Source organism: Methylocystis sp., from assembly GCF_046349115.1.
Lineage (GTDB): Bacteria > Pseudomonadota > Alphaproteobacteria > Rhizobiales > Beijerinckiaceae > Methylocystis.
In genome coordinates this window covers 657,193-677,844 of the sequence record NZ_JAXMCX010000002.1, presented here as the reverse complement: position 1 = coordinate 677,844, position 20,652 = coordinate 657,193, and the positions used below count along the sequence as shown (strand labels likewise).

Annotated in this window: 22 protein-coding genes, 1 tRNA gene and 1 pseudogene; 16 read left to right on the top strand and 8 right to left on the bottom strand. The window is 59.5% G+C overall.

Annotation, left to right across the window (positions count from 1 at the left end):
* The first annotated feature begins 157 nt into the window (after positions 1-157).
* Both U1E20_RS09175 and bfr read left to right on the top strand, forming a co-directional pair.
* Positions 158-394 (top strand): bacterioferritin-associated ferredoxin, encoded by a 237-nt coding sequence (locus U1E20_RS09175; protein ID WP_409980284.1) that lies wholly within the window; start codon positions 158-160, stop codon positions 392-394.
* 26 nt (positions 395-420) lie between these two features.
* Positions 421-900, top strand: a complete 480-nt coding sequence (bfr, locus tag U1E20_RS09170) for a bacterioferritin (protein WP_409980283.1) — start codon at positions 421-423, stop codon at positions 898-900.
* Positions 901-954: 54 nt separating this feature from the next.
* Here the strand turns inward: bfr and U1E20_RS09165 are convergent, their stop codons facing one another.
* Positions 955-1,572 carry a helix-turn-helix domain-containing protein gene (locus U1E20_RS09165; RefSeq protein ID WP_409980376.1) on the bottom strand — a complete coding sequence of 206 codons (618 nt, stop codon included), beginning with the start codon at positions 1,570-1,572 and terminating at the stop codon, positions 955-957.
* A gap of 248 nt (positions 1,573-1,820) precedes the next feature.
* Here U1E20_RS09165 and U1E20_RS09160 point away from each other — a divergent pair, with 248 nt between their 5' ends.
* The 3 genes from U1E20_RS09160 (at position 1,821) to U1E20_RS09150 (ending at position 4,629) form a co-directional block, all read left to right on the top strand.
* Positions 1,821-2,654 (top strand): UDP-2,3-diacylglucosamine diphosphatase, encoded by an 834-nt coding sequence (locus U1E20_RS09160; RefSeq protein ID WP_409980282.1) that lies wholly within the window; start codon positions 1,821-1,823, stop codon positions 2,652-2,654.
* Entirely contained in the window at positions 2,654-3,754 is a 1,101-nt protein-coding gene (locus tag U1E20_RS09155; protein WP_409980281.1) for a glycosyltransferase family 4 protein, read from the top strand. The genes U1E20_RS09160 and U1E20_RS09155 overlap by 1 nt, the downstream gene beginning before the upstream one ends.
* Before the next feature lie 95 nt (positions 3,755-3,849).
* Complete coding sequence (locus U1E20_RS09150; protein ID WP_409980280.1) at positions 3,850-4,629, top strand: HesA/MoeB/ThiF family protein; 780 nt, start codon at positions 3,850-3,852, stop codon at positions 4,627-4,629.
* Positions 4,630-4,693: 64 nt separating this feature from the next.
* Here U1E20_RS09150 and U1E20_RS09145 read toward each other — a convergent pair whose 3' ends face one another.
* Positions 4,694-5,047: a RidA family protein gene (locus U1E20_RS09145; RefSeq protein ID WP_409980279.1), complete on the bottom strand. Its 354-nt coding sequence runs from the start codon at positions 5,045-5,047 to the stop codon at positions 4,694-4,696.
* A gap of 299 nt (positions 5,048-5,346) precedes the next feature.
* Here U1E20_RS09145 and U1E20_RS09140 point away from each other — a divergent pair, with 299 nt between their 5' ends.
* Both U1E20_RS09140 and U1E20_RS09135 read left to right on the top strand, forming a co-directional pair.
* Complete coding sequence (locus tag U1E20_RS09140) at positions 5,347-5,637, top strand: hypothetical protein (RefSeq protein WP_409980278.1); 291 nt, start codon at positions 5,347-5,349, stop codon at positions 5,635-5,637.
* A gap of 341 nt (positions 5,638-5,978) precedes the next feature.
* Positions 5,979-6,054 (top strand) — tRNA-Phe (locus tag U1E20_RS09135).
* Between the two features lie 121 nt (positions 6,055-6,175).
* Here the strand turns inward: U1E20_RS09135 and U1E20_RS09130 are convergent.
* Positions 6,176-7,432, bottom strand: coding sequence for a tyrosine-type recombinase/integrase (locus U1E20_RS09130; RefSeq protein ID WP_409980277.1), 1,257 nt, complete (start codon positions 7,430-7,432; stop codon positions 6,176-6,178).
* Positions 7,433-7,447: 15 nt separating this feature from the next.
* On the bottom strand, positions 7,448-8,008 hold the full coding sequence (locus U1E20_RS09125) for a hypothetical protein (RefSeq protein WP_409980276.1): 561 nt from the start codon (positions 8,006-8,008) through the stop codon (positions 7,448-7,450).
* A 126-nt stretch (positions 8,009-8,134) separates the two neighbouring features.
* On the opposite strand from U1E20_RS09125, the gene U1E20_RS09120 reads away from it, so the two are divergent.
* From U1E20_RS09120 to U1E20_RS09110, 3 genes are all read left to right on the top strand, one after another.
* On the top strand, positions 8,135-8,374 hold the full coding sequence (locus tag U1E20_RS09120) for a helix-turn-helix domain-containing protein (protein ID WP_409980275.1): 240 nt from the start codon (positions 8,135-8,137) through the stop codon (positions 8,372-8,374).
* A 108-nt stretch (positions 8,375-8,482) separates the two neighbouring features.
* Entirely contained in the window at positions 8,483-8,896 is a 414-nt protein-coding gene (locus U1E20_RS09115) for a hypothetical protein (protein WP_409980274.1), read from the top strand.
* 215 nt (positions 8,897-9,111) lie between these two features.
* Positions 9,112-9,717, top strand: a complete 606-nt coding sequence (locus tag U1E20_RS09110) for a hypothetical protein (protein WP_409980273.1) — start codon at positions 9,112-9,114, stop codon at positions 9,715-9,717.
* Positions 9,718-9,921: 204 nt separating this feature from the next.
* Here U1E20_RS09110 and U1E20_RS09105 read toward each other — a convergent pair whose 3' ends face one another.
* Together U1E20_RS09105 and U1E20_RS09100 are read right to left on the bottom strand one after the other, a co-directional pair.
* The gene (locus tag U1E20_RS09105) at positions 9,922-10,650 is read right to left on the bottom strand and encodes a S8 family peptidase (protein WP_409980272.1); all 729 of its coding nucleotides are present in this window, start codon (positions 10,648-10,650) and stop codon (positions 9,922-9,924) included.
* 15 nt (positions 10,651-10,665) lie between these two features.
* Positions 10,666-11,649, bottom strand: coding sequence for a GH25 family lysozyme (locus U1E20_RS09100; RefSeq protein WP_409980271.1), 984 nt, complete (start codon positions 11,647-11,649; stop codon positions 10,666-10,668).
* Positions 11,650-12,186: 537 nt separating this feature from the next.
* On the opposite strand from U1E20_RS09100, the pseudogene U1E20_RS09095 reads away from it, so the two are divergent.
* The 3 genes and pseudogenes from U1E20_RS09095 to U1E20_RS09085 form a co-directional block, all read left to right on the top strand.
* Positions 12,187-12,273, top strand: a pseudogene (locus tag U1E20_RS09095) (hypothetical protein); the annotation flags it as partial.
* 15 nt (positions 12,274-12,288) lie between these two features.
* Positions 12,289-12,444: a hypothetical protein gene (locus U1E20_RS09090; protein WP_409980379.1), complete on the top strand. Its 156-nt coding sequence runs from the start codon at positions 12,289-12,291 to the stop codon at positions 12,442-12,444.
* Between the two features lie 271 nt (positions 12,445-12,715).
* Entirely contained in the window at positions 12,716-13,348 is a 633-nt protein-coding gene (locus U1E20_RS09085; protein WP_409980270.1) for an N-6 DNA methylase, read from the top strand.
* A 104-nt stretch (positions 13,349-13,452) separates the two neighbouring features.
* Here the strand turns inward: U1E20_RS09085 and istB are convergent, their stop codons facing one another.
* A complete protein-coding gene (gene istB, locus U1E20_RS09080) occupies positions 13,453-14,181 on the bottom strand; it encodes an IS21-like element helper ATPase IstB (RefSeq protein ID WP_409978580.1) in 729 nt (242 codons plus the stop codon).
* A 2-nt stretch (positions 14,182-14,183) separates the two neighbouring features.
* A complete protein-coding gene (istA, locus tag U1E20_RS09075) occupies positions 14,184-15,680 on the bottom strand; it encodes an IS21 family transposase (RefSeq protein WP_409980375.1) in 1,497 nt (498 codons plus the stop codon).
* 99 nt (positions 15,681-15,779) lie between these two features.
* On the opposite strand from istA, the gene U1E20_RS09070 reads away from it, so the two are divergent.
* The 3 genes from U1E20_RS09070 (at position 15,780) to U1E20_RS09060 (ending at position 20,572) form a co-directional block, all read left to right on the top strand.
* Entirely contained in the window at positions 15,780-18,047 is a 2,268-nt protein-coding gene (locus U1E20_RS09070; protein ID WP_409980269.1) for a TonB-dependent siderophore receptor, read from the top strand.
* Positions 18,048-18,049: 2 nt separating this feature from the next.
* Complete coding sequence (locus U1E20_RS09065; protein WP_409980268.1) at positions 18,050-19,288, top strand: PepSY-associated TM helix domain-containing protein; 1,239 nt, start codon at positions 18,050-18,052, stop codon at positions 19,286-19,288.
* A gap of 69 nt (positions 19,289-19,357) precedes the next feature.
* Entirely contained in the window at positions 19,358-20,572 is a 1,215-nt protein-coding gene (locus U1E20_RS09060) for an efflux RND transporter periplasmic adaptor subunit (protein ID WP_409980267.1), read from the top strand.
* Positions 20,573-20,652 lie beyond the last annotated feature (80 nt).

The following is a 20,652-nucleotide window of genomic DNA, read 5'->3' as shown; positions in this document are numbered from 1 at the left end:
GGCGCGCTTTCTGTCGGAAAGCCGACACGCGGGAGTTGGCAAATCAGGGGAGATGTTGTAACTTACTGATAGGAAAGGTAGTTTGCAATCTTTCCAAAGAAGAAAGTTTGCCGCCTTTCCGAAAGTAGTTTGCAATCTTTCCAAACTAGGCTAAGCAATGATCGTCTGTTCGTGCAACGTCCTGTCGGACCGCGATGTGCGCGATACGCTCGGACCACGGAGCGACCGGCCTTCGGTCGCAGCAGTGTTCCGGCACATGGGTTGCGAGGCGAAATGCGGGCGCTGTGTGCGCAGCATCGTCGCCATCGTCGACCAGCACGCCGCGCGAGGACTGGATGAATGCTCCGGGCACGGCGATTGTGAAGGCTGTCGCGCCGACGAACTGGCGGCCTAGGTCTATTTCATGGAAAGGATGCGGACATGCGCGGTGACGCGAAGGTCATCGAGTATCTTAATCGCGGGTTGCGCGCAGAGTTGACGGCGGTCAATCAGTACTGGCTGCACTACCGCATCTTCCACAATTGGGGCTTTCTCGAACTCGCCAAGAAATGGCGCGAAGAGTCGATCGAGGAAATGCATCACGCGGATCATTTCGCCGAGCGCATTCTTTTCCTTGAAGGCTTTCCCAACATGCAGGTGCTCGATCCGTTGCGCATCGGCCAGTCGGTCGAGGAAATCATCAAGGCGGATCTCGCCACCGAACTCGAAGCCCGCAACCTCTATCTCGAAGCCGCGGCCTATAGTCTCTCGATCAATGATCGAGTTTCCGAGCAGCTTTTCGAGGACGTGGTCAAGAGCGAGGAACGGCACATCGACTTCCTCGAGACGCAACTCGAGTTGATCAAGCAGCTCGGCGTGCAGCTCTATTCGCAAAAGCACGTCGGCGAATTGCATTCCTGACGCTCAGGCGCCCACCGCCGCCGCAGGCGCCGATCCGCCCTGCGGCGGCGTCGATCATTCCATCGCCGCCGCTTTTAGAATGCAGACCATCGTCGCCTGCGCCGGGGTCTTGCCGAGATTGCGGATGACATGGGGCTTGTCGCAGCGATAGCGCAGGGTTTCCCCCGCCTTCACGCTCGACTTCGCGCCGGCCACTTCGACCTCGAGTTCGCCCTCGCGAACCGACAGGCTCTCGACCGAACCGCGTTGATGCGCGTCCGATTCGAGCGAGCCGCCGGGGTCGGCGGCGAATTCGTAACACTGCAGCCATTCGACGGTCTTGATCCAGCCGATGATCGCCAGACGGCATTTGCCGTCGTTCGAGACTAGAATCGGCGTGTCCGCCTTGCTTGTCTTTTCGAGGAAAGGTTCCTCTTCAGTCGTCTGCAACACCCGCTCGATCGAGACGTCGAGCGCCTGCGCCAGACGCCAGATCGTGGCGAGCGTCGGATTGGTTTCGTTGCGTTCGATCTGGCTGATGATCGATTTGGCGACGCCGGACTGGTGGGAGAGTTCGGACAGCGACAGATTATAGGCTTTGCGCAGGCGCTGAACGGTCGCGCCGAGCTGACCCGAAAGCGCCAGCGCGCCCGCCTCCAGCATTTTCTGCTTATCCTGACCTTCGACGCCCATCATCCGCCGCGCTTTGGCTGCGCCCGTCCATTCAGAATCGAACCGGCAAGATATCCGCTTTCGTTCGAAATATCGAACGCGGCTATTCAGCCCCGCTGCGGATTTGTCGCCAAAGCCGTCGTGTCATCTCGCTGTGATCCGAATCTGGTCAATCAGCCCATGCGGCGAAGCGAGAGGCGAACAGGCTCATGCTCGACAGAAACGCCAGGGCGAATGTCTCCCAAGCGGCGCGCTCAAATGGAGCGCATATGTCGGATCCAGCAGGCGAACATGCGGTCAAGCGCTACCGGACATTGTTTTTGTCCGATCTGCATCTTGGCGCGAGAGGCGCGCAGGCCGAACTGCTGGTCGATTTTCTCAAATATAATGACGCCGACACCTTCTATCTCGTCGGCGACATTGTTGACGGCTGGCGCTTAAAGAACGGCTGGTACTGGCCTCAGGCCCATAATGACGTGGTCCAGAAACTTTTGCGCAAGGCGCGGAAAGGCGCGCGCGTCATCTATGTGCCGGGCAATCACGACGAATTCGCGCGTGACTATACCGGGCTCAATTTCGGCGGCGTCGAAGTCGTCGAAGACGCGCTGCATGAGACCGCCGACGGCAAGACCATGCTGGTCATCCATGGCGATCAGTTCGACATCGTCGTGCGCAACGCCCGCTGGCTCGCCTTCTTCGGCGACTGGGCCTATGATTTTGCGATCGTCGTCAATACCTGGTTCAACCGTGCGCGCCGCATGTTCGGCGTCGGCTATTGGTCGCTTTCCGCCTGGGCGAAGCTGAAGGTCAAGAACGCCGTCAATTTCATCGGCGATTTCGAGAACGCTTTGGCGTCAGAGGCGGCGCGGCGCAACGTCGACGGCGTCATCTGCGGCCATATCCATCACGCGACGATCAAGACCATCGCCGGCAAGCTCTACGTCAATACCGGAGATTTCGTCGAAAGCTGCACCGCGATCGCCGAACATCAGGATGGCGCGTTCGAGATTTTGCGCTGGCACGACACCGCGGCTGAACGCGAGGCGGCGGAGGCCGCGGAAAGCGCCAAGGCCTTGCAGAACGAGAGAGCAGTGGCGGCCTGATGAGAATATTGGTGGCGACGGACGCTTGGCGTCCGCAGGTGAATGGCGTCGTCAGATCGCTTGAAACCATGGCGCAGTCGGCCCGCGGGCTGGGCGCCGATATCGACTTTCTGACGCCGCGCGATTTCAATTCGCTGCCGATGCCGACCTATCCCGAAATCGGGCTGGCGCTCGCCTCGCCGCGCGCCGTTCGCCGGCGGCTCGAAGAAGGCTATGATCACGTCCATATTGCGACGGAAGGTCCGATCGGACTGGTGACCCGCGCTGTGCTGCTGAAGGCGCGCCGCTGTTTCACGACCAGCTTTCACACGCGCTTTCCAGAATATATTCAGGCGCGCTTCGGGCTGCCGGTCGGAGTCTCCTACGCGGCCTTGCGCCGTTTCCACAACGCCGGCGCCGGCGTCATGGTGTCGACGCCCAGTCTCTCCCGCGAATTGTCGGAGCGCGGATTTCGGCGGATCTTGCGCTGGTCGCGCGGGGTGGACCATGCGCTGTTCACGCCCGACGCAGCGACGCCGCTTCCCTTCGAGCGGCCGATTTTCCTTTATGCGGGGCGACTGGCCGTCGAGAAAAACATCGAGGCCTTCCTGTCGCTCGATCTGCCGGGCACGAAGCTCGTCGCCGGCGACGGGCCGGCCCGCGCCGGGCTCGAAGCGCGATTTCCGCAGGCGCAATTTCTTGGCGTGAAAACCAGCGCCGAACTTGCGGCGCTCTACGCCTCGTCGGACGTGTTCGTCTTTCCGAGCCGCACCGACACATTCGGCATGGTGATGCTCGAAGCCATGGCCTGCGGCCTGCCGGTCGCGGCCTATCCGGTCATGGGTCCGCTCGACGTGATCGGCGCCAGCGGCGCAGGCGCGCTCGACGAGGATTTGCGAACGGCGGCGCTGGCGGCGCTCGACATCAGCCGGGAAGCGGCGCGCGCCCATGCGCTGACCTACACCTGGGAGAATTGCGCCCGGCTGTTCCTCGACAATATCCATTACGCCCGCGGCGCGGCCGCGCTCGGCGGCGTCGGTCTGGCGGCGCTGCGCGCGACAAACCATGATTCGTCCGGCGAGCGACGCTCCGAGAAAAAACGCCAGCCTGTTCAGCCCTGACGCTCTCGGCGCCTGCCGTCGTCAAAACTGGAGGCGGACAGGGGAAGCGGCTATGGTCGGCCCGCCGCAACCTCGCGCGGCGCCGGAGCGCCTTTTTGAATCTTTCGCCTGAAGAGATCGAACGTTACGCGAGGCATCTGGTGCTGCGCGACATCGGCGGGCCGGGCCAGAGCAGGCTCAAACAGGCGCGGGTTCTCGTCATCGGCGCCGGCGGGCTCGGCGCGCCGCTCCTCCAATATCTTGCCGCGGCCGGCGTCGGGGCGCTCGGAATCGTCGACGATGATTCGGTTTCACTGTCGAATCTGCAGCGCCAGGTGATCCATGGCACGCCGGACGTCGCTCGCCTGAAGGTCGAAAGCGCGAAAGACGCCGTCGTCCGCATCAATCCGCATGTCGTCGTCGAGCCGCATGCCCTGCGACTGGACGAGACGAACGCGAGAGCGCTGATCGCGCGCTACGATATTGTGGCCGACGGGTCGGATAATTTCGCGACCCGCTATCTCGTTTCCGACGCCTGCTTTCATGAAAAAAAGCCGCTCGTCACCGGCGCGCTCGGCGGCTTCGACGCATCGCTGACAACGCTACGCCCTTTCGAGCAGGGGCGGGACGGACCGAACCCAACCTATCGCTGCCTTTTTCCGACGCCGCCGCAAGCGGGCGAAATCCCGACCTGCGAAGAGGCGGGCGTTCTCGGCGCGCTCGCCGGCGTCGTCGGCGCGATGATGGCGCTCGAAGTCGTGCGCGAGATCGTCGGCTTCGGCGAGGGGCTGGTCGGCCGCCTGCTGCTCATCGACGCCCGCGACATGCGCTTCGAGACCCTGCGCTACGCTTTTGACCCGCAAAACCCGCTGAGCGGCGCCGGCGCGCATTTGTAAATGCGCGCCGTTTTTTTAGCGCATTTTCTACGCCGAACCGGCGTCCGCTTCGGCGGAAAATGCCCTACAGCGCCGCGATGACCGCGATCTCGACCTTATAGGCCGGCGCGACGAGTTTTGCTTCGACGGTGGCGCGCGCCGGCGGATTGGCCTTGTCGACCCATTCGTCCCAGACGCTATTCATCTCCGCGAAGCTCGAAATATCGGCAAGATAGATCGTCGCCGAGAGAATATTCGCCTTGGCGCTGCCGGCTTCGGCAAGAAGCGCGTCGATCTGCGCGAGAATTTCGCGAGTCTGATCGGCGACCGATCCGCCCTTCGACTTGTCGGCCACCTGGCCGGCCGTATAGACCGCGTTGCCGCGCACCACCGCCTGGCTCATGCGCGGTCCCGCGCCGATTCGTTTAATGTTGCTCATCTCGCCTCCCTCAATGCCGCGCTGGCATAGAGCGCGCAGCGAAAAAATGAAACCGGATTTTAGACGACGCGCGCGATGCGAGCAGGTCCGGCGCGCGGCTGCTGGTCGGCGGAGGCGATTTCGACCGCCGGCCCCGCCCTTGGCCCGGAAATTCGCCACAAAAGGGACTTCAAAGTCGTTGACCCTGCGATAGGGTGGAAAAATCGATTGTGAGGCGTTGCAAGAAAAGATAATTGAAGCGCTCGCGCTGGTCGCCGAACGCATTTCGTTATCTGAATAGTAATTGGGAGGCCTGCCTCGTGCATTTCAATATGACGATCGAATGTCGGACCGTGGCGTTTGATGGCAATTCTGCGTCGCGCAATCAGGAACTCGCCAATATTCTAATCGCCGTCGCCGCCGATCTGTTGGAGCAGCGATTGGCGCCTGGCGGCAAATTGCCGTTACGCGACCGCTACGGTCATTCTGTCGGAATAGCGGAACTGACCGAGGGACTCCGCATGCGCGCTTCCGGCGCGCTCCAAACCGGCCAAGCGCAGCCCTCGCATCTGAAGGTTTTGACGGGCAGACTGTCGCAGCGCGACCAATAGGCGGCGCGGTTTGTGCCGCGCCAATCTCGATCCGCATCCAACACCTGATTTACAAATTCGGCAGATTGTCGCGTTTCGATCGTTCGCCGTAGAATTTCCTGGAGTTCTTTCCTATTGACGCCCGCTCGGGATTTCCCTGCTTGCTTCATAGGTCGCGCGCCAAGCCGCTCCTGAATTCCCACTTTTCCGGGGTTTTTCGATTTTTTCGAGGCCCGCCTTTCCCAATTTTCGGCCATTTGCTCTGTCGCGTTACAGGATCGCCGGCCTCCTTTGCGAGACTCGCGGGTCTGGACAAGAGGCGCCGCGCTTTCTATAAGCCCCGACATATCGCGCCCGCGCGAGCCCAGGTAGCTCAGTTGGTAGAGCATGCGACTGAAAATCGCAGTGTCGGTGGTTCGATTCCGCCCCTGGGCACCACGTAACTGATTGAATGTATTGTAAGATATTGGACTGAGCGGGCGATGGTTTTCGTCCCAGAAATCTCGTTTGTGTAATTCCCGTGTAATTGAGCCGCCAAATTCGGCCGGTGAAATGTCAGCTATCTACGAGGGGGCGACGCACGATTTTTAGAGCGCTGTTTCGTGGAGACAGACGATCCATCTGTCTCGGTATTTCCTGTGAGCCTATATCGCTCATCGAGCTTGTTCATCGCCGCCGCGAGATGTGCTCCCGACTGATGTGCGTAGCGCTCGACCATGGCAAGGGTTTTGTGGCCGCTGATACGTTTTACCGTCGGCAGATCGACGCCCGCCTGCACCAAATGGGTGATCGCAGTGTGGCGGAGCGTGTGTCGCACGACTTGTTTGGTATCGAGGCCAGCTGCGGCCGTCGCGCAGACGAATGCTTTCCGGATGTCAATCGTGTGTCCACCCCGTGCTGCCTCGGACGGAAACAGCCACGGCGTGCCATTGGGTAGCGTCTCCAAATAGCCAGCGAGGAACTCTGCAAGGTCCGAGGTAATCGGCTGAGTGCGATCGCCAGCCTTCGCCTTTGGAACGTAAACTGATCGAGTATCGAGATGAATATGCTCGCGGCGGATGGACAGAATTTCACTTTTTCGCATGCCTGTGCGTAAGCCGATCAAGATAAAAGGATAAATTTGCCGGTTTTGATCTGCTTTGGCTGCTTCAAGCAGCGCATCTGCTTGTTGAGGCGTCAAATAGACGATGCGGCCATTGTTCTCTTTCAGTTTGCGAATTTTTCCGGGAACCCTGTCAATCCATCCCCATTCGACGGCTTTGTTGAGAAGGTGTGACAAGGTCGCCAATTCGCGGTTAACGGTGCCGGGGCGATTTGTCGGCAAAGTCTCTCCAGCCGAAAGCTTTTTGCGGCTCTGAATTGGCTGCGACATCCGTAATTTTTTATAGCGTTCAACGTCGAACGTCGAAAATTGCCCGAGTTGCAGTTCGCCTAAGAATGGAATCAGACATTGTTCCAAGCGCTGGCGCTTTCGATCAATCTCTTTGCCACCCTCTTCTTTAAGGCGTTCCAGATACAACGGCGCAGCGGTAGTTAACGTGAGGGGAATCTTACGGCGTTTCGGGAGGTTAAGCCGCCCTTCGCGCGCGTCTCTGCGGACCTTTGTAATAAACTCCTCTGCGGTGGTTCTGGTCACGCCATCGGATTCTCGTCCGATGTTTCGATGAATGCGTTGACCGTCCACCATTACATTAACAGAGTACACGCCATCCCCATTTTGCAGGCGTTCGAACGTGATGCCCTGTTCGGTGCAGCGCGAGCCCGGCGCCATAGCGCGCATTTTTGCTCGGGTGAGTTTAGTAAATGAACGTGCCACTTCTGCCTCGCGCCCCTAAAAGGGAATGTCGTCCTCCAGCTGATTTGACAAATGACCCGTTCCAACTGGCTGAACCGGTTTTGTCTTTTGCCAAGTCGGTAATTCGGTTCTCGACTTCGATCCGTTCGCGACTGCGCGGAACGTCGGCCAGTGTTCTCGAAGCCGGTCCCAAATCAAATCGGACTTTTGAGTTTTCCAGCTCCACACAGGCGGGTTTCCCGAGTAGCTGCCTTTCCAGAGAAGTCCGTTCTCGCGGATCAGCTTCCAGAGGGTTTGCTCCTCATGCGTTAGAAGGTCAGGGTAGTGGAGGGCGAGTCGGACGATGCGGTCCGGTTCGTCAAGGTCCCACAGTTGATGCGACCGTTCGGCAGATGCGACCGAAACGCTCTCGCCGGAATCTTCTTCCAACACGACCTGACCAAGGCTCTGTTCAACCGCCCATTCGATATAGCTGCTGAGGGGACGCCGCTGTTTTCGCGCGGCTAGCTCGGCCAAATACTTGAGTTTCGGGTCGAAGCGAACAGTCACGATCTCGGACTTTTTTCCGCTATTACCCTCGGAAGGACGCCTCGCCATCCTCAAAAGTCCCCGTGTCAGAAGTTCCCGGAACTACCAAGATGCATATAGCACACGCGTAAGCGATTGCAATACGAGCGTGCTAATGTCATTCTGTTCTCATCTTGTTCATCCCGGAGACTGGCAATGGAACTTGAGGTGGAGAAGGTCAAGGTTGTGGTCTATCCCGATGGCAGGCTGGATACGGAGAATGCCGCGCGTTTTCTCGGGCTGAGCCCTAAGACGCTAGCGATAATGCGCTCGAACGGCAGCGGTCCTCGCTTCGTGAAGCGCGGCAGGGTTTTCTACTTTCTCGACGATCTTCAGGCTTGGGTGACTGAGCAACCGCGCGTGCGTAGCTGTGCTCAGGCTCGTGTAGTGGGCTGAACGAGACGGCGCCGCCCGCGTCAATAGATACGCACGCCCGCGCAACAGGCACCACGTCTCGAGAAACTCAATCTGCGCCAACATCTGTCTTTGTCCAGGTGACGCATCATGCCCCGCCACAACCAGACAGGCCGATCGAAAGGCAACGGCCGGTTTGTTCAACTGCACGAATACATCACACGGTCCTATGCTTGGCGCAGGCTTTCACCGCTCGCGAAGGTCGCTTGGCTCGAAATCGGCTTTATCTACAACGGCTCGAACAATGGACGTATCGCGGTGTCCGCCCGGAAGTTGGCCGAGAGACTGGATGTCGGTCCTTCCGCCGCAGCCAGGGCGCTCCGAGAACTCATAACGTGGGGTTTCCTAGATTGTATGAAGGCCTCGTCCTTTAGCCAGAAAAAGAGAGCAGCTGAATACCGACTTACTCACTTCGCTTGCGACGTTACGGGTCAACAAGCCAGCAAACGCTTCATGAAGATCGGAGCCTTCGACGCCGTACAAGTCGTTCGCGCGGCGGAATGAGCATAGTGTCGCCGGCGGCACGCATAGGCTCATTCACGATACTATGTTGTGCTCCTAAAGGCACTGGCAAGCTTGTATAGTATGATTGCGCGCACTGTACAGGCAAACAAGCCGTGCCTTTCAGTGCGGCTAGCGACACACATGTAATATACCAGTAGGTCCCGAGCGGACACGAAGCGATGGACGACGCCGGTCAAGAAATAATGGGGCTAAGAATGGGCGATAAAAAGCCAGTGAACGCGCCGACTACGGTCGTTGCTGATGATCCGGCGGACCGCAAGGGGCGGCTGAAAGCGATCGGCGGATCGCAATCGGATCACTGGAACAATACGCTCGCCAATCAGGCGGTGCAGGCGTTGTGGGTGAAAAACTCCAACGCCGACGAGCGCGGCAACCAGTTGAGCGCCACGGTCGCCGCTCTGATGGGCATCGCGCCGAAGGACGAACTGGAAGGCATGATGGCGGCGCAGCTGGTCGCCGCCCACAATGCCGCGATGGAATGCTACCGCCGCGCCATGATCGGCGAACAGACCTTCGAGGGGCGGCGCGAGAATCTCGCCCAAGCCAACAAGCTATCCCGGACGTATGCAGCGCTGCTCGAAGCGCTCAACAGACATCGCGGCAAGGGCCAGCAAAAGGTCACCGTTGAGCACGTCCACGTCCATTCGGGCGGGCAGGCTGTCGTCGGCAACGTCGAAGCCGGTGGAGGGGGCAATCCAAAAATGGAGCAACGATCCCATGCAAAGATTGCCTTTGCACATGAGTCGTCGTTGCGGAGCCAAGACGAGAGCCGGGGCGCTATTTCGATTCCAAATGACTAACGGTCGATGCTGGATGAAGGCGGGGACTGATCCGGGTGCGCCGAAGGGTAACCAAATCGCCCTTAAAAACCTGAGCCACTCGGTTGAGGCTAGTCGCCCAGCGCCGGGCTATCGTATCGGTGTTGAGGGATATGCGGGTGCCGATTCACCGTGACAAATGATAAGCCCATGAAAGAGACCCAAATCTGACTCGCCGCTGTAATCTCATTCCAACCGCTGCAGCTGCACGGTGCCGGGTGCAGCGATGTCGCCGGGCCCTCCCCAAGGCGCTTGCACTGTGACGCTGATGAGATTCTTGACGTCGCACGCGGCAGGAAATACGCGCACCTGCGGGCCGCTATTTCCTGCCGCAGCGACGAAGACAATGTCCTTCAAATTCGCAATAGTTTCGCAAAGCTGATCGTTGCCGGGGTCGTCATCGTCCGGGAAGCCCAAGCTTAAATTGACGATCCGCGCCTTTTGCTCGGCCACCCATTTAATGGCAGCGATGACCTTATTACGGTTGGGGACCGCCTTGCCGTCCTTCATACGCGTCACCTTGGCAATGATGAGGGACGACTTGGCCTCCTTTTCTGCGGGTTCAAGCATTGCCTGTCCGTTCGTAGCAATGATTGCGACCACAGTACCGTGGCCGACGCGATCTTCGATGCCTTCGCCGCTGAAATCTTTCGAGGCGGCGATCAGGCCTTTGAGCTGGGGATGCTCGGCTAGCACCCCAGAGTCAATAATTGCGACTCGGATCGGGTTGATAGAAAGCGGCAACGCTTGCTTCGGCGCGTTGGATAGCCCGATCCAAACATCATCTTTGGGATGCAAATTGATGGGCCGATCTTTTGGGCCATCGAGAAGCTCACCAAATTCTGCTGCGTACGCGGAAGGTGATTGTATGGCGCATCCAACAACAAGCAGCGCGAGAAAGCGGAGAATATTCAAGGCACGTTTCCTAACCTATTTTCGTAAAAGAAAGGTTTGTTCAAAATCCTTCGCCGTTCCCTTAAAAACGTTGGTGTCGACACCATCCAAATTGGACTCGTCGGGCATGGACGCCCGATCGCTAAACTGCCACAGCGGTGCCGTGGTCCCTTTTGGAATTCTCGGGTTGACCGTGAGTATCGTTCTCTTGCCGGTTTTGTCGTGTGGAACGTAATCCGCCACCCAAACCGTCACACCGAGCTTCGCAAAATCGTCTTCCCGCCCTATGCGTTCTCTCACCCATGATTTGGCCGTATAGATGAGCGGTTCTCTCCCCGTTAACTCCCTCACCCTCTTCAGCCACGCTGAGACGCGGGAAAGGATTTGATCGGAGGGCACAAGCTCCCAGCAATCTTTGTGGATCATGCCGTCAGAACATGGTGCCGGACGACCGCCACGAATGACTCGATGATCCCATTCCAGATCGACGACGGGCGGTAGGTCGTCCGGCCCCCGCTTTGCCCCAACGGCTGCGAGCCTCTTATCGAGGTTTTCGACGTAGAATTGCGCCTGCATCTCGCCAGCCCCGTCGGCGGAAAGGAAATGATAGGTGCCCTTGTACAGGTGTTTGTCAGCGGGAAGAGCATTTATACCCTTCAAATAGCCCTCCAATTTGCCGTCCGCGCCCCTTCCCTGCGAGGCTTTTGCATAGACGAAGCGCGCGCCGGCGTCATAGACGGCGACCCAGCTGATCTGACAACTGCAATTATCAGTGTTGTGATGCGAAACGTCCACGCCAACCAAGAATTCTTTGCCCGAGGATTTTAAGGTTGCGACGTCTTTAGGAAAATCAAAGTCCCTATCCAGGGAGAGCACTTCCCCACCCTTCGGCGATGCGGGAAGGACATATTTAGCAAAGAGCTGCCCTCGGGAGAAATCATTCTCCAACAGATCTTCTGCGGCGGCGTGACCTGCAAGGATTAACGCAACTACCGTCAGTGCGACTTTTGTTTTCCACATTGAAGCTCTCCAGAGAATTAATAATGATCCGCGGGATCCAATTTCGAGCCTGCAGGCCCAGTCCGGTTGTTTCTTTGGAGGGAAGGTTACACCCATTCGAAATGGTGTGAAGGTCAAAAGTTTTCGCGCCTCTATGCAACAAGCCTTACACCGTCGCCATCGCCATAATCCGCGCAACCTGTGCTGCCTGCCAGTTCGTGCCGCGGTTTGGAGTTGGAATGCCTCTGGCTACGAGGCCACGGGCCAATGCCTGACGACGTATTGACGCCGCGCCGCATCGGACCAAGAGACGCGCGCGACCTTTGCGCTCTTGCCCGCCCGGGCCGCCGCCAAGGTAATAGCCGCGACCGGTGAGCCATGCTTGACGCCGCGCGCCTTGGGCCACGGCGAGAGTGGCCTTTGTGACCATGGGCCAGTCGACTAACATATGCGGCAGCGGCATCGGCTCGCCATGGCAGGCTTCGAGCTGGTGGACAGGCGGTTGTTGTCGTCATCGAGCCTCCGGGGGAGGTAACAGCAAATTTGAGGAACAACCCCATGCAAAGCAAATTCCCCATGCACCTGAGCCCGCGTTGCCATGCCCGGACGCGGGGTGGGACGCCGTGCCGATCGCCTGCGATGGTGAACGGGCGCTGCCGCATGCACGGCGGCAAGGCGCCCGGCGCACCCAAGGGAAATAACCACGCGTTCAAGCACGGACGCTATACTGCCGAAGCCATCGCCGAACGGCGGAACCTTTTGGCGCTTGTGCGCGACATGAAGGGCCTTATCGACAAGGTGGTCGGCGCAGATTGACTCGGTACGCCTTTCCTCTCAGGCCCGCTTGGTTGGGTTCTTTCACTGGCATGCGTTTACGGGCGTCTGCAGGGCAGTCTCGCGTCAGCGTCGGCGTGCGAACGCGGGTTCGCAGATTCGACTCTCTGTATGGACGCTATGGCGCTAACGCCGGGGAAATCGTAGAAGATTCGTGCTTGGCGAGGGTGTGTTCTTTTTGGACATCGGGAAGCCACAATCAGTCCACCGTTGAAAGCAATTGAAGGGCTGCTAGGGAATTATCGCCGACCATATGCAAGGGCTGGAGAAGTTCGAATCCGGTCTTTGGAAGATTGCCGACAATCTGCGGGCAAACTCAAATCTGGCGTCGAACGAGTATTTCATGCCCATCATGGGCCTGATCTTCCTGCGCCATGCCACAAACCGGTTCTACGAGGCGCAAGCTGCGTTAGAAGCCGACAAGAGGGCAGGCAAGATGCCGGATCGCCCGCTGGTCGAAGCGGATTTTACCCGCCGCCGCGCCCTCAAACTCCCGGAAGCCGCCCGCTTTGACGTGATCCTCAAGACGCCGAAGGACGGCAATCTCGGCGCGGCGCTCACGGCGGCAATGGAGGCGATCGAGGCGGCCTTCCCACCTCTGGCGGGTCAGTTACCGAAGGATTACGGGCGCTTCGAGAGCAGCGTCCTTGAAGAAATGATGCGCATGTTCGATTCCGAGGGTCTGCGCAACGCCTCAGGCGATGTGTTCGGGCGCATCTACGAATATTTCCTTGCGGAGTTCTCGAAGCAAGGCGCGCATGATAACGGCGAGTTCTTCACGCCGCCGTCGATCGTGCAAACCATTGTCAATGTCATTGAGCCCGATCACGGCGTGATTCTCGATCCAGCCTGCGGTTCGGGCGGCATGTTTGTCAATCGGCGTTGAAGTTTGACCCCGTATCGGCGTCCAACATTGACCCCTTTGTTTCGCGCGTCGTGACGGAAGGAGGGCGTAGCCCGACCGGAGTTACGACGCACGCGGCGGCATGATCAGGCGCGATTTTTGAAGCGCCAGCTCTCGTTGCCGGTTTCGACGATGTCGCAGTGGTGGGTGAGACGATCGAGCAGCGCTGTCGTCATCTTCGGATCTCCAAAGACGCTCGGCCATTCGCCGAAGGCGAGATTGGTCGTGACGATGATCGATGTTCGCTCATAGAGCCGGCTGATGAGATGGAACAGGAGCTGGCCGCCGGCCTGGGCGAAGGGCAGATAGCCGAGTTCATCGAGAATGACGAAGTCGAGACGAGTCAGATAGTCGGCGAGCCGTCCTTGGCGTCCGGCGCGCGCTTCAGCTTCGAGGCGATTGACGAGATCGACGGTGGTGAAGAAGCGTCCGCGCGAGCCGGCGCGAATGCAACTGCGGGCGATGGCGATCGCGAGATGCGTTTTGCCCGTTCCAGTTCCGCCGACGAGAACGACATTGCGTTGCTGAGCGATGAAGGCGCCGCCGGCGAGATCGCGGACGAGCGCCTCATTGATCGGCGTGTCCTTGAAGGCGAAGTCGTCGACATCTTTAGCGAGCGGTAGTTTGGCGACAGTGAGCTGATACTTGATCGAGCGCGCCTGCTTCTCGGATATCTCTGCCTTGAGCAGATCGCCAACAAAACGCTGGGGTTCGTGTTTACGCTTCACGGCGACGGCGAGCGTCTCGTCATAAGCGCCGCGCATGCCATAGAGCTTGAGTTCGCCCATCATGTCGAGGACTTCGGTTCTTTCCATGGTCACAGGCTCCTGAGCTGATCGTATCTGGCGCAGTCGGCGATCGGCGCATGCCGCAGGCGAAGCGCCTGCGGAGTCGCGATGATTGCCGGCGGTTCAGGATCGCGGCGTCGCGCGAGGATGTTGAGGATGACGTCGGCGGAATGGACGCCGTTTTCGAGCGCTTCAGCGCAGGCGCCGTCGACCGCCGGCAATCCGTCGGTGAGCACCGCGGCGAGAATGGCGACCATCTGACGGTCGCCGTCGTCGGAGCCGGAGAGCTTGCGGCGCACACGCTCCAGCGCTCCGGGCAACACCCAGTCCTTGAACGGCGCCCCGTTCCTCAGCGCGCCCGGCTTTCTGGCCAGAACCGGCACATAGTGCCAGGGGTCGTAGATCGTCTCGCCGCGCCCGAAGCAGCGGGCATGTTCGGCGACGACGCGCCCATCCTGGCGGATGACGATGCGATCGGCATAGGCGTGGATCTCGACCGGGCGTCCGACAACGCCGGCGTTCACCGAGTATTTGTTGTTATCGAAGCGGACCAGGCAGGTCTTCGACACCGAGGCCGGGACAGCGTGGAATCCATCGAAGCGGCCGCGATAGGGAATGAGATTCGGCCGCTCCTCCTCGAAGACCTCCCAGACGGTTCTGTCGGCGCGCTCCGGATGGGCGTGCGCCTTGGCGTAGGCGATGCATTTATCCATCAGCCACGCGTTCAACTCGTCGAAGCTCTTGAACCGCAGGCGCGGCGTGAAGAAGCGCTCGCGCACAAGGCCGACCTGATTTTCGACCTGCCCCTTCTCCCAGCCCGACGCCGGCGTGCAGGCCACAGGCTCGACGAGATGGTGCGAGCACATCTGAAGGAATCGGCGATTATATTGCCGGTCCTTGCCGACGAAGATCGTTTCGACCGCCGTCTTCATGTTGTCGTAGACGCCCCGGCCGCAGGCGCCCTTGAAGAAGGCAAAGGCACGCTCATGCGCGTCGAAAACCATCTCCTGTGTCTCGCGCGGATAGGCTCGGGCGATAAACATCCGGCTGTGACAGAGCCGCAGATGCGCGACCTTCACGGTCATCGTCACGCCGTTCATCAGAACGATCTCGTGGCTCCAGTCGAACTGGTAAGCCTCGCCCGGCGCAAAGCTCAGCGGCACAAAGGCGCTCGCCGTCTCGCTCGCATGCTCGCGCGCCCAGTTCCGGGCGTAACGCCGCACCGCGTCGTAGCCGCCGTCATAGCCAAGCGCCCGCAGCTCTTCGAACACACGGATCAGCGTCAGCCGCTCGCGTGCCGGCTTCGTTGCGTTCGCCGCGAGCACTCGGTCGATCTCAGCCTTCCAGGCGCCGAGTTTGGGACGGGGCTGGACCTCCCGTTCATAGGAAAACGAGGTCTCGCCCGACCGCAGAACCTTGCGAACCGTGTTGCGTGATATCTTCAGATCGCGGGCAATCTCCTTGATCGACTTGCCCTTCTGGAAATGCTCCCGCCGAATCCGGCCAATCGTCTCCACAACAAGCATCCCCCCCACCGTCCGCTCGATGCCAAAGCGGACAGACCTGCAAACACTTCTCAAGGGGGTCAATTTTGGACGCCGATCCCCAGGCTTAGGGGGTCAAATTTGCACGCCAAAACACATCATGCGCCATCCACACGCGGCGGGGGAGCGCCTGATTCGACGCCTGGCGGCTCCGCCGCTGGCCAAGCGGACGCTTCCGATCCAGGGGTCGCATCGCGCTTCTCGAGCGAACCGAAGACGCCCGAAGCGGGCTATATCGTGCGAAACGCCTCGACGGGCACGAAGGCGAATATTCCGATCAAGGAGACGCCTGTCACGATCAATGTCGTTCCCAAGCAGGTCATGATCGACCAGAACGACACCAATATCCAAGATGCTCTCGAAAATGTGCCCAGCGTTCATTCGAACAGCAATGATCTCGAAGGCTATAATTTCACCATTCGCGGATTTAGAAGCCTTTATATCTATCGCAACAACCTCGCGATACCGGCCGGCGAGGGCAATCCAGGCGGGTTCGACACGGCCAACTTGGAGCGCATCGAGGTTCTGAAAGGTCCTGCCTCCGTTCTCTATGGGCGCGCGGAGCCCGGCGGCCTCATAAATCTCATCACCAAGGAACCATTGGCCCATCCGCTCTATCGCGTCGACCAGCAGATCGGCTCTTTCGACTATTACCGCACGCAATGGGATTTTTCGGCCCCGATCGAGGCGGCGCCCGGTCTCGCCTACCGAGTTTCCGGCGCGGCGCAGACCAACCGGTCATTCCGAACGTTCCAGGGCGGGGACCGCGTGCTCATCGCGCCGGTCGTCAGCTACCGTCCGAGCGATTGGACGGATTTTACCATCGACACGCAATTTCTCGGGCAACGCGCCCAAAGCGACACGGGCTTCCCGATCGTCGGCGCCCGTCCTGCGCCCATACCGTTGAGCCGCTCCTTTCAGGAGCCGAACGATCCGCGCGACCGGATCGACAGCTTCAACCTCGGCTACAGATTCAGGCAGAACATTAACGAAGATTGGAAAGTCACGAACCGGTTCAATTACGCGGCGACGCCATATTTCTCCAAGCCCAATGTCGTCGGATTTTGCGTGGATCCGACATTCTGCGTCGATGCGGATGGCCGTACGCTGCAGCGCTACGTGCAATATCAGGCCCTGAACGGCAATGCCTTTTCAACGAACATCGACCTTGAAGGCAAATTTGTCGCGTTGGGCGGCAAGCATATTTTCCTGATGGGGCTCGATTATCTAAACGGCTACTACGACTATTATTTCAGTAATGGCGTAGGAACTTTTCCGATCGATATGTTCTTCCCGGTTTATGGCAGCATTCCCCCTTATGCTTACTTGGACAGCGTGATCGGCTCCGGCTTCAAGAACCATTCGTCCGTGCTTACGCGGCAAAAAGGCTTCTATGTTCAGGACCATGTGACCTGGTTCGATACGGTGCATCTGCTGCTCGGCGCGCGTTATGACGTAGGCGACGTGACCGTCGGCAGCGTTGATGGCGGCTTTGATCCCGTCACGGGCGCGCCTCTTTATAATTCGACCAAGCTGCAGGCGATCGCCGCTCGTCTCGCTGCGCGAACGCTGGTCGATACGGCTTGGAGCCCGCGCGCCGGCATCGTTTACGATGTCTTGCCCCAGGTCAGCGTCTATGGGAGCTATTCGCAATCATTCGGTCTGAACAACGGCATCTCCGCCCAAGGAGATCCGTTTCCGGCGCAGCGCGGCAAGCAATGGGAAGTTGGCCTCAAGTCGGAGCCCCTTCCGGGACTGTCGGCGACGCTCGCCTTCTATCAAATCACCAAGTCCGGCGTTCTGACCCGTAACTTTGCCTCGATCAATCCTGCCGCGGTGACCACGGCCGGCTTGCAACGCAGCCGAGGCATCGAACTCGACGTCGTCGGCACGATCACTGATCGAATGGCGGTGATCGCCAATTACGCCTACATGGACGCCAAGGTGATCTCTGATTCCGCCAAGGATCCCCTAGATCCCTACGGCAGCGGCTTTCTTTACAACCATCTCGTCAACGCGCCGCGCCATGCCGGAAAAGTTTTTCTGACTTACGACTTCGGCGAGAATGGGCTTGGCTTACGCGTCGGCGGCGGCGTCACCGCTTCCACCCATTTTTGGGGCGATCTGCAAAACACTTTCCTTCTGCCCGGATGGGCACGCCTCGACGGCTTTGCCAGCTATGCGACTCTGGTTGAAGGCCACAAGCTCACCGCGCAGCTCAATCTCAAGAACATCAACAATGCGCAATATTTTTCCGGCGTCGACAATTTCTTTAACGCATCGGCCCGCTTCAACGCGCTGCCCGCCCCGCCCTTCACGGCGATCGGGCAGATCAGAGTGGAGTTCTAGCGATGCCCCGAGCGCTTTTCGTCTGGATGCATCGCTGGGCTGGGCTGGCGATGGCGGGCTTTCTCATACTCGTCGGATTGACCGGAAGCCTGCTCGCGTTCTGGCTCGAGATCAATCACTGGCTCACGCCTGAACTCTATCCCGGCCCTCGCGCCGGGATAGAACTCGACGCGGCGGTCCTCGCGCGGCGAGCTGAATCACTCGTTCCGGGGGCGCAAGTGCGCACCGTATATCTCGGCTATCCGGGTTCCGCTCAGATCGGCATGCAGGCGCGCGACGGCGCGCCGCCGCTCGACTTCGAATATATCCATCTCGATCCGATCGACGGCCATGAACTCGGGCGCGTCACATGGCATGGACTGCCGTCGACGAAAAACGACATCATGCCTTTCGTCTACGGCCTGCATATGTATCTCGCGATGAGCGGGATCGGCGAGTGGATTCTCGGCGCGGTAGCGCTGACCTGGACGCTCGATTGTTTCGTCGGCTTTTATCTCACGCTGCCGGCGGGCGGGGAGCGCTCGCGAAAGGGCTTCTTCGCGCGCTGGAAGCCGTCATGGCTCGTCAAGCTCAAAAGCTCCTTCTATCGGATCAATTTCGATCTGCATCGCGCCGCCGGACTGTGGCTCTGGGCGATGCTGCTCGTCTTCGCCTGGTCGAGCGTGTTCTTCACCCTGCCCAATTTCTATACGCGCGCGACCCAGCTCGTTCTTGATTTCGAGGCGCCGTACTGGGCGTGGAAGGCGCCGCCGCGAATCGACGCGCGGGCGCCGATGGAATGGGAGGACGCGCAAAAGACCGGCGAGCGGCTGATGGAAGCGCAGGCGCGCCGACATGGCTTTGCGATCGAACGCCCGCTGGCGCTCTATCATCTGCGCGAGGCGGGCCTTTACGAATATCGCGTGCGCTCGTCGCGCGACATCGGCGACAAGGCGGGCTCGACCTCGATTCTGTTCGATTCCCGCTCCGGCGAGCTGACGACGCTGAGCCTGCCGACCGGCCAGCGCAGCGGAACGACGCTGACCACCTGGCTGGTCGAACTCCATACCGCGAATATTTTCGGCCTGCCCTACCGCATTTTCGTCTGCGCGCTGGGCCTGATCATCGCGATGCTGTCCGTCACCGGCGTGTACATCTGGTGGAAGAAACGCAGCGCGCGAAAACTTCGCAGCAGCGCGGTGACGCTCCAGCCGGCGCTGGCGCGAGAGCGATATCTTTTGCGGAGGAGATCGAGCGCTTGATAGAGTAAGAGCGGCGATGATTGCAAAGGCGGATCATCGTCACTCCGGCGTTCATGGAGCTGCAGTCCTATGAGAGTTGGAGCAACCCGAGCGAGATATGCGGCGGCCGGCGCGCTGGCTCTTTTTATCGGGGCGTTTGCTTTCGGCGTCTGGCGGTTTTTCACCGGCGGCGAGGCCGATGGCGCGCAACTCTATCAAACGCGCGCCATCGACCATGGCGTTGTCGAGCGGAGCGTTACAGCGTCAGGCGCCGTCAAGGCGTTGGTGACGGTTGATGTGGGATCGCAAATCTCCGGACCGATCACCGAGATGAAAGCCGATTTCAACAGCGACGTGAAGCAAGACGATCTTCTGGCGGTGATCGATCGAGCGCCTTTCGAGGCGAAGGTCGCGGCGGCTTCGGCAAATCTGGCGATCGCCACGGCGGAGGTCGTTCGACGGCAAGCCGCTTTCGCTAAGATACAAAGGCAACTGGGGTTGCTCGATCGGGACGTCGGCCGCTACAGGAAACTTGCGGCGTCGGATGGCGTCTCGCGTCAGCAACTCGATCAGGCGGAGACGCAGAGCGGCGCGACACGGCATGAACTTAGCGCCGCGCAGGCGGACCTCGACATCGCCAAAGCGACCGTGGTTTTGCGGCAGGCGGAACTCGACCAGGCGGAGATCAATCTCAATCGCACGCTGATTCGTTCGCCGATCAATGGCGTGGTGATCGACCGGCGCATGCAAAGGGGGCAGACTGTAACAGCGGAATATCAAACGCCCGTGCTGTTTCAAATTGCCCAGGACCTCTCCCAGATCCTCATTCTAGCGCAGGTCGACGAAGCGGATATCGGCGCCATCCGCAAAGGCGACAAGGCGCTTTTTTCCGTCGAGGCGTTTCCTGATGAAATATTTTCCGGCGTCGTCGACCAAATCCGACTGGCCGCAGCGAAGACGAGCGGCGTTGTGACCTATACTGTCGTTGTCCGCGCGCAAAATCCCGACATGCGACTTTTTCCGGACATGACGGCGACGGTTCGAATCGTGACTGCCAGACGCGAAAATGTGCTGAATGTTCCAAACGAGGCTGTCCGCTTTCATCCCTCGACCCCGGCGCATGATGGCGCCGGGCCAATCATGGGGCAAAGTCAGATTTGGATTCTCGACGAGAACAAGTCGATCAAGCCGCGACGCGTGCGCTTGGGCGTTAAGGGCGACTCCGCGACAGAAATTATAGACGGCGAGCTTCAGCCCGAGGACGCGGTGATCCTGCGCGCCAAGCCGGCGCCAGAGGGTAAATGAATGTTCGCTTCGCGCAGCGAAACGTTACGTCATGCCATTGAATGCCTTGGGCTGACCAAGACTTACGACCTTGGAAACGA

Coding starts and splice junctions, on each gene's coding strand:
- U1E20_RS09085 (WP_409980270.1), top strand. CDS start 12,716: ATGCAAGGGCTGGAGAAGTTCGAATCCGGTCTTTGGAAGATTGCCGAC.
- U1E20_RS09060 (WP_409980267.1), top strand. CDS start 19,358: ATGAGAGTTGGAGCAACCCGAGCGAGATATGCGGCGGCCGGCGCGCTG.
- U1E20_RS09160 (WP_409980282.1), top strand. CDS start 1,821: ATGTCGGATCCAGCAGGCGAACATGCGGTCAAGCGCTACCGGACATTG.
- U1E20_RS09155 (WP_409980281.1), top strand. CDS start 2,654: ATGAGAATATTGGTGGCGACGGACGCTTGGCGTCCGCAGGTGAATGGC.
- istA (WP_409980375.1), bottom strand. CDS start 15,680: ATGCTTGTTGTGGAGACGATTGGCCGGATTCGGCGGGAGCATTTCCAG.
- U1E20_RS09120 (WP_409980275.1), top strand. CDS start 8,135: ATGGAACTTGAGGTGGAGAAGGTCAAGGTTGTGGTCTATCCCGATGGC.
- U1E20_RS09175 (WP_409980284.1), top strand. CDS start 158: ATGATCGTCTGTTCGTGCAACGTCCTGTCGGACCGCGATGTGCGCGAT.
- U1E20_RS09165 (WP_409980376.1), bottom strand. CDS start 1,572: ATGGGCGTCGAAGGTCAGGATAAGCAGAAAATGCTGGAGGCGGGCGCG.
- U1E20_RS09125 (WP_409980276.1), bottom strand. CDS start 8,008: ATGGCGAGGCGTCCTTCCGAGGGTAATAGCGGAAAAAAGTCCGAGATC.
- U1E20_RS09100 (WP_409980271.1), bottom strand. CDS start 11,649: ATGTGGAAAACAAAAGTCGCACTGACGGTAGTTGCGTTAATCCTTGCA.
- istB (WP_409978580.1), bottom strand. CDS start 14,181: ATGGAAAGAACCGAAGTCCTCGACATGATGGGCGAACTCAAGCTCTAT.
- U1E20_RS09110 (WP_409980273.1), top strand. CDS start 9,112: ATGGGCGATAAAAAGCCAGTGAACGCGCCGACTACGGTCGTTGCTGAT.
- U1E20_RS09145 (WP_409980279.1), bottom strand. CDS start 5,047: ATGAGCAACATTAAACGAATCGGCGCGGGACCGCGCATGAGCCAGGCG.
- bfr (WP_409980283.1), top strand. CDS start 421: ATGCGCGGTGACGCGAAGGTCATCGAGTATCTTAATCGCGGGTTGCGC.
- U1E20_RS09090 (WP_409980379.1), top strand. CDS start 12,289: ATGCACGGCGGCAAGGCGCCCGGCGCACCCAAGGGAAATAACCACGCG.
- U1E20_RS09115 (WP_409980274.1), top strand. CDS start 8,483: ATGCCCCGCCACAACCAGACAGGCCGATCGAAAGGCAACGGCCGGTTT.
- U1E20_RS09065 (WP_409980268.1), top strand. CDS start 18,050: ATGCCCCGAGCGCTTTTCGTCTGGATGCATCGCTGGGCTGGGCTGGCG.